Source organism: Nonomuraea sp. NPDC004186 (assembly GCF_053603495.1).
The window spans coordinates 1-12,600 of sequence record NZ_JBSGFQ010000211.1; the positions used below are offsets into that span (position 1 = coordinate 1).

The following is a 12,600-nucleotide window of genomic DNA, read 5'->3' on the forward strand; positions in this document are numbered from 1 at the left end:
CTTCCACCCCGAACGCCAAGAAGTCGGCCACTACTACCGCTTCCAGGAGCTCAAGCTCGGCCGCCGCTACCAGCGGGGCGACACCCCGCAGAGCGCGCCCACCGGCGAGGCCATCCAGGTGAACCTGACCGGCGTACCCCCGATGCGCCACAACCCGCGGCTGTCCGACCACGAGCCGGGCAGCGCGATCAGGACCGCGCAGGAAGAGTTCAACCACACCTACTGCGCGGTCCTGCACCTGCTTGAACGGGCGTTCAACGGCAGTCCGAAGCTGCTCGGGGCCGCCACCGGCACCATGTACGCGCTCAAGGGCCAGGCCCGGGCCCTGATGGGAATGCCCGACGAAGACGGCACCACCGCCGGCCCCACCTTCGAGTACGTGCCACCCGAGCTGCGCCGGTGGAGCGTCGGCGACCGGCAGCGGATCGTCGTGCTGCGCGACGGCCCGTACGTCGTGTACGGCGGCGTCCCCCTCAGACGCAAACGCAAGATCGTCTCTGCCGAGAACAACGACGCGCTGACCTGGAAGACCGGCGAGCCCCTGGAGACCGAGGACACCTACGCGCTGTGCCGCTGCGGTCACTCGTCGTCGAAGCCGTTCTGCGACGGGACCCACGCCGTGATCGGGTTCGACGGCACGGAGAGCGCGGTCATGCGGCCGTACAAGGAGTTGCAGCACGTGCACGACGGGGTGGGCATCTCGGCCCAGCGGGTGGGGGAGCAGTGCGTCCATGCCGCCTTCTGCATCGGGCGCACCAGGCCGATCGCCGCGATGCTCGCCGACACCGGCGACAGCGACGTGCGCTCCACCGTCATGGGCCGCATCGACCACTGCCCCTCCGGCTCCTACAGCTACACCCTGGAGCGCGGCGGCGAGACGATCGAGCCCGACCTGCCGCAGGCGATCTCGGTCCTGGAGGAAGAGGACGGGCTGGCGAGCGCGCTGTGGGTCACCGGCAAGGTGCCGGTCGTGCGGTCGGACGGCCGGCCGCTGGAGGCCCGCAACCGGATGACGCTGTGCCGTTGCGGCCATTCCGGCAACAAGCCGTTGTGCGACGGCACCCACCGGGAGATCGGCTTCCGCGAGGAACCCCGGCCCACCGAACTGAACGCAGGGAAGGTCCACTCATGAGCGAGCAGCCTGTCATCGTCCTGGTCCACGGCGCCTTCGCCGAATCGGCCGGCTGGAACCGCGTCATCCGGCGCTTGCACGATCGCGGGCTGACCGCCGTCGCCGCCGCGAACCCGCTGCGCAGCGTGGAGGGAGATGCCGCGTACGTGCGTGATGTGATCAACGGGATCGGCCGTCCGGTCGTCCTGGTCGGCCATTCGTACGGCGGCATGGTGATCACGGAGGCGGCGGCCGGCAACCCGGCCGTGCAGGCCCTGGTCTACGTGGCCGCGTTCGCTCCCGAGCCGGGTGAGAGCGCGTTCCTGCTGTCGGGAAAGTTCGAGGGGAGCACCCTCGGCGGCGCGCTGGAGGCCTACCCGGTCGCCTCCGGCGGCAACGAGTTCCGCATCGCCGCGGACAAGTTCCACCACCAGTTCTGCGCCGACGTGGACGCCGACGAGGCCGCCCTGATGGCCGCCACCCAGCGGCCGGTGACCGAACGGGCGCTCACCGACGGGCTGGCGGCGAGCGAGCCGGGCTGGCATACCAAACCGTCGTGGTTCGTCCACGGCGAGCGTGACCTCAGCATCCCGGCCGCGGCGTTGCGCTTCATGGCGGAACGGGCCGGGTCGCGGGGCACCCGCGAGGTCGCCGGGGCCTCGCATGCGATCGCGACGTCCCAGCCTGACGCCGTGGCCGCCGACGTGCTCGACGCCGTCGGCCACGTACGGGGCTGAACGGGGCTCGCCCGGCCGGGGGACGGATCGATGTGGAGAGCGAAGGCGTGGGGGAATCATGCAAGTGGGATCACTGAAACAGGCGAACGCACTCGAACGGGCCGCGTCCGCCTTCGTCGAGCTGCGCCCGCGGCTGTTCGGCATCGCCTATCGGATGCTCGGCAGCGCGGTGGAAGCCGAGGACGTCCTTCAGGAAGTCTGGTTGCGCTGGCAGAACACCGACCGCTCGACCGTCGAGAACCCTCCGGCCTTCCTGGCGTTGATCACCACCCGCCTGGCCATCAACGTCGCCCAGTCCGCCCGTTCGCGGCGCGAGGCCTACATCGGGCCCTGGCTCCCCGAACCGGTGGACACCAGCATGGACCCGACGCTGGGCGCCGAACGGGGTGAAGCGCTCGAACTCGCCTTCCTGCTGCTGCTCGAGAGGCTCACCCCCACCGAGCGGGCCGCGTACGTGCTGCGCGAGGCCTTCGTCTACCCCTATCCGCAGATCGCGGAGATCCTACAGGTCAGCACGGTCAACGCGCGCCAGCTCGTGAGCCGCGCCCGTAAACGGCTGACCGCCGCACGGCGCGAGCCCATCGACAAGACGGAGCATCGGCGCCTCCTGGCGGTCTTCCTGGACGCCGCGCAGACGGGGAACATCGCCGCCCTCGAAGGCCTCTTCGCCGAGGACGTCGTCAGCTCCTCCGACGGCAACGGCATCCGAGGGGCGGCGCGCTTCCCCCTGCTGGGCAGCCGCCGCGTGGCGAAGTTCCTGGCCGCGTACGCGCCGAGGTTCTGGCCGGGCGCCAAACTGACCTGGGTCGAGGTGAACGGGCGCGCCGGTGTGCTCGTCCCCCGCAACCGGACCGAGGTCACCCTGCTCACCATCGAGGCCTCGCCGGAAGGCATCCACCACGTCATGTGGATCGTCAACCCGGCCAAACTCGGCGCGTACGACCGCTCACGAGGGGGTTAGACGTTCGGCTTCTGTGGGGTGTCACAACTTGAGCGGCTGTCCTGTCTTAACTGCCGACTCCGAAAGAACAGAGGACATCGTGCGGACGACCTCGTTGCCCGGCGGCCACGCCGGCACCTTCACAGCATGGATACAGGCCTGCTCTCCTGGCCGTGAGGGTGGCCGGACATGGCCGACGTGAGCGCCGGGACGCTGGCGGAGATGCTCGACGAGCGGCAGCACCTGCTCGAGATCGCCTTGTGGATGTTCGGCTCGGAGAGCACGGCTGACCGGATCGTCCAGGAGACCTATCGCCGCTGGTACGCCCTCGACGACGAGGAACGCTCCGGCATCGCGATGCCGCGCGCCTGGCTGACGCGGGTCGCCGGAGGCATCTGCCTGGAACTGCTCGCCGCCCCCGGCCCCCTGCCCGGACCGGGTACGCCCGGAGCGCCGTCCCCCGCCGCCGCCCCGGCGCCCCGCCCCCGGCCCGCCAGGCGCCCGGCACACCAGCAGGCCAGGCCGGACCAGGGGATGCTCGTCCGGCACGACCGGGTCGCGCGCCGCTTCGCCGCGGCCTGCGACCTGGGGGACACGGCGGCGCTGCGGGAGGTCCTGGCCGCGGACGCGATCGTCGTCAGCGACGGTGGCGGCAAACTGCGCGCCCCCGTACGCCCCACCTACGGCGCGGACGCGGTCGCCCGGTTCGTCACGTCCTTGCTGGCCGGCCGGCCCGGCACCGAGGTGGCCGTCGAGTCCGTGAACGGCCGGACGGGCCTGGTGCTGCGCCAGGCGGGCCGGGCCGTGGCGGTGGTCGGCGTGAGCGTCGCCGAAGCCGAGATCACCGCGGTGTGGATCGTCCTGAACCCCGACAAGTTGCAGCGCTGGCACCGCCCATGACCAGCATGCCCTCACCCCAGGCGCCCCGTGCGCCGCTGAAAGGCGGACCGGTGAACGAACCGATGCTGTCCACGGAGCACGACTACAGCGGCTCCACGTTCAAACCCCTCTATGTCACGCGCGTCGCCGTCAGCGGCGGCAGCTCCGCCCACGGCCGGGCCACCGGCCGGGCCCGCTCCGCCGACGGCACCCTCGACCTGCAGCTGCGGATGCCCGAGGAGCTCGGCGGCGACAACCCCGGCCCGAACCCCGAACAGCTCTTCGCCGCCGGATACGCCGCCTGCTTCCACGGCGCCCTCAGCCTGCTGGCCCGCCGGCACCTCCTCGACCCCGCGTCGATCACCGTGGAGGCGAGCGTGGCCTTCGGCCGCGACCCGGCCGACGGCGGCTACCAGCTGAGCGCCGACCTCGTCGTGACCTGGCCCGGAGCCGACCCCGACCGGGTCACCCCGCTGCTCGCCCAGGCCACCGCGCTGTGCCCGTACGCCAAGATGACCCGCCAGGGCATCCCCGCCACCATCAACCTCGCCACCCCCTGATCTTTGCGGGTGGCTGCTCATGCTGCTACCTTGTCCAACGCAAGACACGTTCGTGACAACAGGAACTCTTCGAGGGAGGTGAGGTTAAATGACCGTCGTGGTGATGGCTGCCATCTGCGGCACTCGGTCCATCCTCACGTCCCCGGGCCTTGGCTGACCTTTCGAGGCGCCTTCCCTGGCACGGATGCGGCATGTCCCATCCGCCAAGGCCCCTTTTCTGCAAAGGGTTCCATTCCGTTGTCATTCGAGCATTCCTTTGACGATGGCCTGTCCGCGTACGGTTGGGACGCAGGGCTCGAACAGTCCTTCGCCTCCTACCGCTCCGCGAGGCTCATTCCCGCCCGCGTGGTCGGCGTCGATCGCGGCGCCTGCGACGTCATCACCGAAACCGGCCCGCTCCGGGCCCGCCTTTCGCTCCCGGCGGTGCCGGATCCGGTCGAGTCCCCGTGCACGGGCGACTGGGCGGCGCTGCGGCCCGGCCCCACGCCCGAGCTGGTCGCGCTGCTGCCACGGCGCGGTGTCATCGTCCGGTCATCTGCGTCGCGTACCTCCTACGGCCAGGCCCTGGCCGCCAACGTCGACACGGCGGTCGTGGCCGTCTCACTCGGCGGCCCGCTGAATCCGAGCCGGATCGAGCGGCTGCTGGCGCTGGCGTGGGAGAGCGGCGCCCAGCCCGTGATCGTCCTGACCAAGGCCGACCAGTCGGCCGATCCCGGCCAGGCGGTGACCGCCATCACCGAGCTCGCCCCGGGGGTGGAGATCATCGCCACCAGCGCCGCCACCGGCCAGGGCATGGACACGCTCGCCGCGGCGCTCACCGGCACCGTGGTCCTGCTCGGCCCGTCCGGAGCGGGCAAGTCCACGCTGGGCAACGCGCTGCTGGGCACCGAGGTCCTGGAGACCGGCGACGTACGCGCGCAAGACGGCAAGGGCCGCCACACCACGGTCCGCCGCAGTCTGGTCCCGCTTCCCGGCGGCGGCGTGCTGATCGACACCCCCGGTCTGCGCGGCGTCGGCCTCCTGGACGCCGACGAGGGCCTGCAGCAGGTCTTCGCCGACATCGAGGAGCTCGCCCAGCAGTGCCGCTTCGGCGACTGCGACCACGACTCCGAGCCCGGCTGCGCGGTCCAGGCGGCCATCGCCTCAGGTGATCTGAGCGAACGCCGCCTCGACAGCTACCGCAAGCTCCAGCGCGAGAACGCCTGGGCCAGCTCCCGCAGCGACGCGCGCCTGCGCGCCCAGCACGACGATCGCAAGAAGGCGATCACCCGCTCGCTGCGTGAGACCTACGCCTTCCGGGACCGGCAGCGCCGGTCGTGACCCGGGCGCGGGCATGCCCCGCGGCCCGCTGCCTCTCTTCTATTGAAGGAACATCTGGCACAGTGCCCGATTTCAACGATGACGCGATCCTCAACGCGTTCTACGACCTGCCCCGCCAGGGGCCCGGCTCCGATGCCACCACGCAGCGGCTGCTGACCCTGGCCGGCCCGCTGCCCGACCGGCCCAGGACGCTGGACCTGGGCTGCGGTCCAGGCCGCGCCGCACTGCTGCTGGCCCCCGGCGGCGTCCTGGTGGTCACCGAATGCGAATGGACCACCCCGACCCCGCCCCGGACCTGCGCGCCTAGCCGGTACGCCTACACCGGCTACGTCCCGCGTACTGCCACCACCAGCCCCACGACGAGAGAAGAGAACACCATGTCGCACACCTGGATCACCCGCGCCGAGACCCCGCAGGACATCCCCGCCATCCGCACGGTCGCCCTCGGCGCCTTCCCCACGCCGCTGGAGGCCGGCCTCATCGAGGCGCTGCGCGTCGATGAGGCCTGGTCGCCCGAGCTGTCCATCGTCGCCCAGACCCCCGACGGCACCGTGGCCGGGTACGCGCTGCTCACCCGCTGCCACGTCGGCGCCGCTCCGGCCCTGGCGCTGGGCCCGTGCGCGGTCCTGCCGGAGTACCAGAAGACCGGCGCCGGCTCGGCCGCCATCCGCGCCGGTCTCCAGGCCGCACGCGACAAGGGCGAGAACCTCGTCCTCGTGCTCGGCCACCCCGAGTACTACCCGCGCTTCGGCTTCACTCCGGCCTCGGCGTACGGGATCCACCCCTCCTTCGAGGTGCCCGACGAGGCGATGATGGCCCTCGTCTTCGACGACACCATCGCGGTGCCCAGCGGCACCATCGTCTACCCCGCGCCCTTCGGCGTCTGACACTCAACGGGCCTGCCCGGGGCGAACCGCGTCCCGGGCAGGCCCCGCTCCGCTCTCGGCGAATCCGGTGCGCTGTCAGTGAACCCGGCTGGGTGCTCGGCGTTCGCGATGATTGGGTGTCGGGATGGAGATCTTGGTTTTGGGGGGAACGGCCTGGCTGGGCCGGGAGCTGTCGCGGCAGGCGATCGAGCGCGGCCATCAGGTGACATGCCTGGCGCGCGGCGAGAGTGGCCAGGTGGCGGACGGAGCGAGACTGGTGGCCGCCGACCGGCGTGATCCTTCGGCGTACGAGCTGCTGCTCGACCGGGAATGGGACGCCGTCATCGAGGTGTCATGGCAGCCGGGCTTCGTCCGCGAGGCCCTGCACGCGCTGGGCGACCGGGCCCGGCACTGGACCTACGTCTCCTCCGTCAGCGCCTACGCCTCCCACGCCGCGCCGGACGCCGACGAGTCCACGGCCCTGCTCCCCGCGACCGATCGCGACGAGGTCGACCGCGACCTGTACGGCGAGGCGAAGGCCGCCTGCGAGCTGGCGTCCACGGCGGCCGTGGGCGAGCGCCTGCTCATCGCCCGCGCCGGCCTCATCGGCGGCCCGGGCGATCACAGCGGACGCACCGGCTACTGGGCGGCCCGTGCCGCCCGCGACCGGCAGGGGCCGATGCTGGTGCCCGACGCGCCGCACCTGCCGACCCAGGCGATCGACGCACGCGACCTGGCCGCCTGGCTGCTGGACGCCGGCGAGAAGGGCGTCGCCGGCACCTTCGACGCCGTCGGGCCGGTCGTTCCGTTCGGGGAGTGGATCGAGTTGTCCCGTGCCGCCGGCGGGCACACCGGCCCGGTGGTCACCGCCGAGTCGGCATGGCTGCTGGCCAACGGCGTGGCCGAGTGGATGGGGCCCGAGTCGCTGCCGATGTGGCTGGTCGAGCCGGGCTGGGAAGGGTTCGCGTCCCGGACCGGGGCCGCGGCGCATGCCGCGGGGCTGCGCCATCGGCCCCGGGTGGAGATGCTGGCCGACACGCTGGATTGGGAGCGCGAGCAGGGGCTGGAGCGCGGCCGGCGCGCCGGCCTCAGCGCCCAGCGCGAGCGCGAACTGCTCGACGCCCTCGGCTGACGGCCCGCGCGGGCCGGGGTTCCACCGCGGGTTGAAGCTCTCCCGCCGCCCGGCCCAGCACCGTCGCCCGGCAGGCGGCGCAAACTCTCCGGGACCGGTTCAACGACAGCCTTGAAGCCATGAGTGCTGACGACAACGAACCGATATCCGGGCAAACCCACGCCGAGGCGGGGCTGCCAGGTCCGATGATCGTGCTGGCCGGCGGGGTGCTCGTTGGTGCGATCAACATCTACCTCGCGGCGAGCCTGCTGCCGACCGCGGTGGCCGACCTCGGCGGCGCGGGCTTCTACGCCTGGAACATGACCATCTACCTCGTCGCCATGGTGATCGCGACGATGCTCGCCGGCCGGTTCCTGTCCCGGTGGGGGAACGTCGGCGCGTACCTGCTGGGCTTCGCCGTCTTCACGGCGGGTTCGCTGGCCTGCGCGCTGAGCCCGGCGATGGCGGTGCTGCTGGCCTCGCGCGGCGTCCAGGGGTTCGGGGCGGGGCTGCTGTCGGGGCTGGGGTTCGCCGTCATCCGGTCGGCGCTGCCGCCCCGGCTCTGGACGCGCGGCACCGCGCTGATGTCGGCGATGTACGGTGTCGGAAACTTCGCCGGTCCGGCGCTCGGGGGCCTGTTCGCCCAGCTGGGCTCGTGGCGGCTGGCGTTCGCGGTGATGGCGGCGGTCTCGGTGGCGTGCGGCGCGCTCGTGCCCCGCGTGCTGCCGGGACGCGGACACGACCGGGACCTGCGCCCGCCGGTCCCGGTCATGTCCCTGCTGCTGGTCATGGCGGCCGCCGGGGCCGTGAGCGTGGCGGGGGTGCTGGCGGGCACGCCGGCGAAGGCGGCCGGCATCGGGGCGGCGGCGCTGCTGATGGCCGGGTTCGTCATCCATGAGCGGGGCAGTGAGCTGCGGGTCTTCCCGCAGGCGACGTACCGGAGCGGTTCGTCGTTGAAGTGGGTCTATCTGACGCTGGGGCTGCTGGCCTGCGGGGTCGCGGCCGAGTCGTTCCTGCCGCTGTTCGGTCAGCGGCTGGCCGGGCTGGCGCCGCTCGTGGCGGGGTTCTTCGCCGCGGCCATCTCGTTGGGCTGGTCGCTCACCCAGATCGGCAGCGCGTCGGTGACGAGCGGGCGCGCGGTGCGCCGGCTGCGCGTGCTCGGCCCGGTGCTGCTGGCCGCGGGCCTGCTCGTCCAGGGGCTGCTGCAGCGTGAGGAGACGCCGCTGTGGCTGGTGGCGGTGTGGGTGCCGGTGCTGTTCGCGGCCGGGGCGGGCATCGGGCTGGCCTATCCGCACCTGTCGGTGGCCGCGATGTCCAGCACGCGGGATCCGGAGGAGGGCAGGCGGGCGGCCGCGGGGATCGCCACGGTGACGAGTCTGTCGATCGCGTTCGGCACGGCGGTGGCGGGGGTCCTGGTCAACCTGGGGGGCGGGTCGATGCTCGACTCGGCGCGGTACGTGTTGTTCGGGCTCGCGCTCCTGTGCGCGCTCGGCGCCCTGACCGCACACGCGGCCAACCGGACGGACCCCGCGCTCGCCGCCGATCGCGATTGACGCTGCCGTGGTCAGGGTTCGTACATCCTCGGTCTGCGCCCCCTCAACGGCTGCTCCACGGCGAGAATCTCCGACAAATCGCTTGAGGTTCCACCGGGTGGAAGGTGCAGATTCGAATCATGAACGACGCGACGGGTCTTTACACGATCGGGCAGCTGGCCCGGCGTACGGGGCTGCAGGCGCGCACGATCCGCTTCTGGTCCGATTGCGGCGTCGTCCCCCCGGTCCAGAGGTCGGGGGGCGGCTACCGGCTCTATGACGCGGAGGCGGTCGCGCGGCTGGACCTGGTCCGGACGCTTCGCGATCTCGGGCTCGGTCTCGACGCCGTCCAGCAGGTGCTGGAGCAGCGGGCCACACTGAGCGAAGTGGCGGACCTGCACGTCAAAGCGCTCGACACCGAGATCCGCACTCTGAAGATACGCCGGTCCGTCCTGCGCGTGCTCGCCAACCGTGACAGCTCAACCAAGGAGATCGCATTGATCAACGCACTCGCCCGACTGTCGGCACGGGAACGTCAGCAGATCATCGACGATTTCGTCGACCGCGCCTTCGCCGGCGTCGTCGACGAGGACGCCGCGCTGGTCGCGGGCTGGATGCGCGACCTGCCGCCGGACCTCCCCGAGGACCCCACCTCCGAACAGATCAACGCGTGGGTGGAACTGGCCGAACTGGTGGCCGACGACGGCTTCCGGCAGACGGTCCGAAGGATGGTTCTCAGCGGTGAGGACGACAACCGCCTGGAGTACGGCCTCAACCTCCGGCCCTTGGTCCTGGAGCACGCGGGCACCGCTCTGTCGCGCGGCATCACGCCGGAATCGACCGGGGCACGACCGATCCTGAAGCGGATCATCCCCGACGACCTTCCCGCCGAGGAGACCGCCGCTCTGGTCATGTGGCTGGACATGGTCGCCGAGCCCCGGGTGGAGCGGTACTGGCAGCTCCTGAGCATCCTCAAGGGCCAGAAACCGTCCCCACCGGCGGTACCGGCCTTCGCATGGGTGCTGGCCGCGCTGCGCGCACACCGCTGATCCGTCCGGCACCTCCTTTCGGACCCGGGCCGCCGGATCGCTGGTGACCTACCAGGTGCGCGCCTACGACCTGCTGCTCATGTTCGCACGCAACGGGCGTCCGACCCCGCTCGGGCAAGCGTTCGCCAAGTACGGCCGCATCGACACCAGCTGTACGGGCGCAGGCTCAACAAGCAGCTCACCGTGCAGGAATCCCGGCACCGGCTGGCCCGCAAGATCTGCCACGGCAACGGCGGGGAGATCCGGCAGGCCTACCGCGAAGGACTAGAAGACCAACTGGCGGCTCTTGGTCTTGTAGTCAACGCGGTCGCGCTGTGGAACTCGAAGTACCTGTCGGCCGCCGTCGACCAGCTGCGCGCCCACGGCATCCCGGTCAAAGACGAGGACGCCGTCCGGCTCAGCCCGCTTGGTCACGCCCACCTCAACGTCCTGGGCCGCTACGCCATCGCCTCCTCCGCCCCGGCCGAAGGGCTGCGGCAGCTCGGCGAGAGGATGGGGGACCGGCGCGGTCAGTGGGTTTCTGGTCTGGGGATATGGATGCCCGCGGCGCGGAGCTTGGCCTCGACGAGCGCGATCCCCCGGGCCGTGGCCGATCCCTGCTCTTCGCCGTGGTGGGCGATCAGCGTGTACCGGGCTGCGGCGTCGGTGCGGGCTTGCAGGCCGGTCACGATCTTCAGGTGTGCGGGGTTGGCGAGGAAGTGGTCGGCCATGGCGGTGGCGAGTTCGGCCAGGCGCGGGTCGTCCGGCTTCCATGCCGTGGCTTCGATTGCGTGCTTGCTCAACGCGACGAAGCGGGGGTCGTCGAGGGCGTGCTCGACATGGGTGAGGTAGTCGTCGAAGCCCTCGGGGACCAGGGCCCTGGCCAGTACCCAGCCCTCCCTGGTGGCCGCCACCTCGTCCGCAGGGAAGCCGAGGCCGGACAGCCGCTCCAGCAGCGCCACGGCGCGGTCCGGCAGCAGCGCCCGGTCTCCGTCGGCGAGTCGATGCAGCGTGTCACGGCGCGCGATCAGCTCCTCGATCCGTTCGGTGAGCTGCCGCTCGACGTCGGCGAGCGCGGCGGCGAACAGCGCGGGGTCGGCGTCGAGCAGGGGCCCGACTTCGGCCAGCGGCACCCCGGCGGCGGCCAGCGTCCGGACCTGCACCAGCCGCAACAGCTCGGCCGATCCGTACCTGCGGTAGCCGGAGCTGTCGCGTTCCGGCTCCTTCACCAGGCCGAGCTTGTGGTAGTGCCGCACCGTCTTCACCGTGACGCCGACGAACGCCGCCGCCTGCCCGATCGTGACTCCGTTCATCTGCGCAATCCTGCCTTGTGCTCGAGCTCGGCGACTGGGCAGACCACAGCCGAGCAGGTGGCCCCCGTTCGCGTTCTCCCTGATGCACGACCAGAAGGGGTCGCCTTTCGAGGCGTACGGGTCACAGGTGTTCAGTCCGTCGGCTGAGCCGGATCGGCCTGCTCGCCGCAGAACACCTCGTTGACGAGCTTTTGCTGGGCGGTCTGGAACGCTGCTGCGATGGAGAGGTCGGCGTCGTCCACCCAGTGCAGTACGGCGGTCAGGGTCTTGCCGCCGTCGGGCGTGCCGTACATCAGCGCCGCGGAGCCGACCGTGCCGCCGTTGTGGGTGATGACGGTGCCGCCGCAGTCCGTTTTCTGGACGAACACTCCCAGCCCGTAGTCCATGTTCGGGATGCCCGTGGCGTGCGGGGCGCACATCTCGGCCAGCAGCGGGGCCGGCAGGAGCTTGCCGCCTATCAGCGCGGAGATGAACGTGGCCAGGTCCTGGCTGGTCGAGATCATGTCACCGCCGGTGGAGACCCAGGAGGGGTTGTGGCGGGTGATGTCGATCGTCTTGTGCCGGCCGGCGTCCTCATAGCGGTAGTAGACGTGGGCGTGCGGCTCCGGGATCTCCGGCGAGGCGTCCGGCACCACGGTGCCCGACAGCCCGAGCGGCCCCAGGATCCGCCGCTGCATCTCCTCGGCCAGCGAGCGGCCGGTGACCTTCTCGATCAGCAGCCTGGCCAGCACGTAGTTGGTGTTGGAATAGCTCCAGCCGGTCCCCGGTGCGAACCGGGCCGGCTTGGACAGCGCCAGACGTACCAGCTCCTCGGGCCGGTAGGTGTGGAACCGGTTGTCCACCCACTCTTTGCTCGTGGTGCTGTAGGGGACGGGGATCCCGTGCACGATCGTCCCGTCGTCGTAGACCTAGCCGGTGAAGTTGAACAGCCCGCTGGTGTGCTGCAACAGCATCCGCACCGTGATCCGCCGGTCCAGCCCGAACTCGGGCAGGTAGTCCGCCGCCGGGATGTCCAGCTCGAGCTTGCCCTCGGCCACCAGTTGCAGCACCAGGGTCGCGGTGAAGGTCTTGGTGTTGCTGCCGATCCGGGCATGCCCGTTGACCGGCGGCTTGGCGGTCCCGCCCAGCGCGCGTGCCCCGGCGCTGCCGGCCCACTCGCCGCGCTCATCGTGCACGCGCAGCGACACCCCGACGAATCCGGAT

General features: G+C 71.4%; 11 protein-coding genes and 2 pseudogenes. 11 read left to right on the forward strand and 2 right to left on the reverse strand.

The window, feature by feature from the left end:
- The 11 genes and pseudogenes from ACWEPL_RS63135 to ACWEPL_RS63185 all read left to right on the forward strand — a co-directional run.
- A partial coding sequence (locus ACWEPL_RS63135) for a CDGSH iron-sulfur domain-containing protein (RefSeq protein WP_452442494.1) occupies positions 1-1,132 on the forward strand: 1,132 nt, incomplete at its 5' end.
- Positions 1,129-1,848, forward strand: coding sequence for an alpha/beta fold hydrolase (locus ACWEPL_RS63140; protein ID WP_452442496.1), 720 nt, complete (start codon positions 1,129-1,131; stop codon positions 1,846-1,848). The genes ACWEPL_RS63135 and ACWEPL_RS63140, both read left to right, overlap by 4 nt.
- Positions 1,849-1,906: 58 nt before the next feature.
- Complete coding sequence (locus ACWEPL_RS63145; protein WP_452442498.1) at positions 1,907-2,809, forward strand: RNA polymerase sigma-70 factor; 903 nt, start codon at positions 1,907-1,909, stop codon at positions 2,807-2,809.
- A gap of 168 nt (positions 2,810-2,977) precedes the next feature.
- On the forward strand, positions 2,978-3,688 hold the full coding sequence (locus ACWEPL_RS63150) for a hypothetical protein (RefSeq protein WP_452442500.1): 711 nt from the start codon (positions 2,978-2,980) through the stop codon (positions 3,686-3,688).
- Positions 3,689-3,738: 50 nt separating this feature from the next.
- Positions 3,739-4,227 carry an Ohr family peroxiredoxin gene (locus ACWEPL_RS63155; RefSeq protein ID WP_355203658.1) on the forward strand — a complete coding sequence of 163 codons (489 nt, stop codon included), beginning with the start codon at positions 3,739-3,741 and terminating at the stop codon, positions 4,225-4,227.
- Between the two features lie 237 nt (positions 4,228-4,464).
- Positions 4,465-5,547, forward strand: a complete 1,083-nt coding sequence (rsgA, locus tag ACWEPL_RS63160; protein ID WP_452442502.1) for a ribosome small subunit-dependent GTPase A — start codon at positions 4,465-4,467, stop codon at positions 5,545-5,547.
- Positions 5,548-5,924: 377 nt separating this feature from the next.
- On the forward strand, positions 5,925-6,434 hold the full coding sequence (locus ACWEPL_RS63165) for a GNAT family N-acetyltransferase (RefSeq protein WP_452442509.1): 510 nt from the start codon (positions 5,925-5,927) through the stop codon (positions 6,432-6,434).
- A 124-nt stretch (positions 6,435-6,558) separates the two neighbouring features.
- On the forward strand, positions 6,559-7,545 hold the full coding sequence (locus ACWEPL_RS63170) for an NAD-dependent epimerase/dehydratase family protein (protein WP_452442504.1): 987 nt from the start codon (positions 6,559-6,561) through the stop codon (positions 7,543-7,545).
- A gap of 119 nt (positions 7,546-7,664) precedes the next feature.
- Positions 7,665-9,077 carry an MFS transporter gene (locus tag ACWEPL_RS63175; protein ID WP_452442506.1) on the forward strand — a complete coding sequence of 471 codons (1,413 nt, stop codon included), beginning with the start codon at positions 7,665-7,667 and terminating at the stop codon, positions 9,075-9,077.
- A gap of 119 nt (positions 9,078-9,196) precedes the next feature.
- Positions 9,197-10,105, forward strand: coding sequence for a helix-turn-helix domain-containing protein (locus ACWEPL_RS63180; protein ID WP_452442508.1), 909 nt, complete (start codon positions 9,197-9,199; stop codon positions 10,103-10,105).
- A gap of 22 nt (positions 10,106-10,127) precedes the next feature.
- A pseudogene (locus ACWEPL_RS63185) lies at positions 10,128-10,588 on the forward strand (Tn3 family transposase); the annotation flags it as partial.
- A gap of 26 nt (positions 10,589-10,614) precedes the next feature.
- On the opposite strand, the gene ACWEPL_RS63190 reads toward ACWEPL_RS63185, so the two are convergent.
- Together ACWEPL_RS63190 and ACWEPL_RS63195 are read right to left on the reverse strand one after the other, a co-directional pair.
- The gene (locus ACWEPL_RS63190; RefSeq protein WP_363980427.1) at positions 10,615-11,397 is read right to left on the reverse strand and encodes a MerR family transcriptional regulator; all 783 of its coding nucleotides are present in this window, start codon (positions 11,395-11,397) and stop codon (positions 10,615-10,617) included.
- Positions 11,398-11,528: 131 nt separating this feature from the next.
- Positions 11,529-12,584 (reverse strand): annotated as a pseudogene (locus ACWEPL_RS63195) (serine hydrolase domain-containing protein).
- Positions 12,585-12,600: the final 16 nt, after the last annotated feature.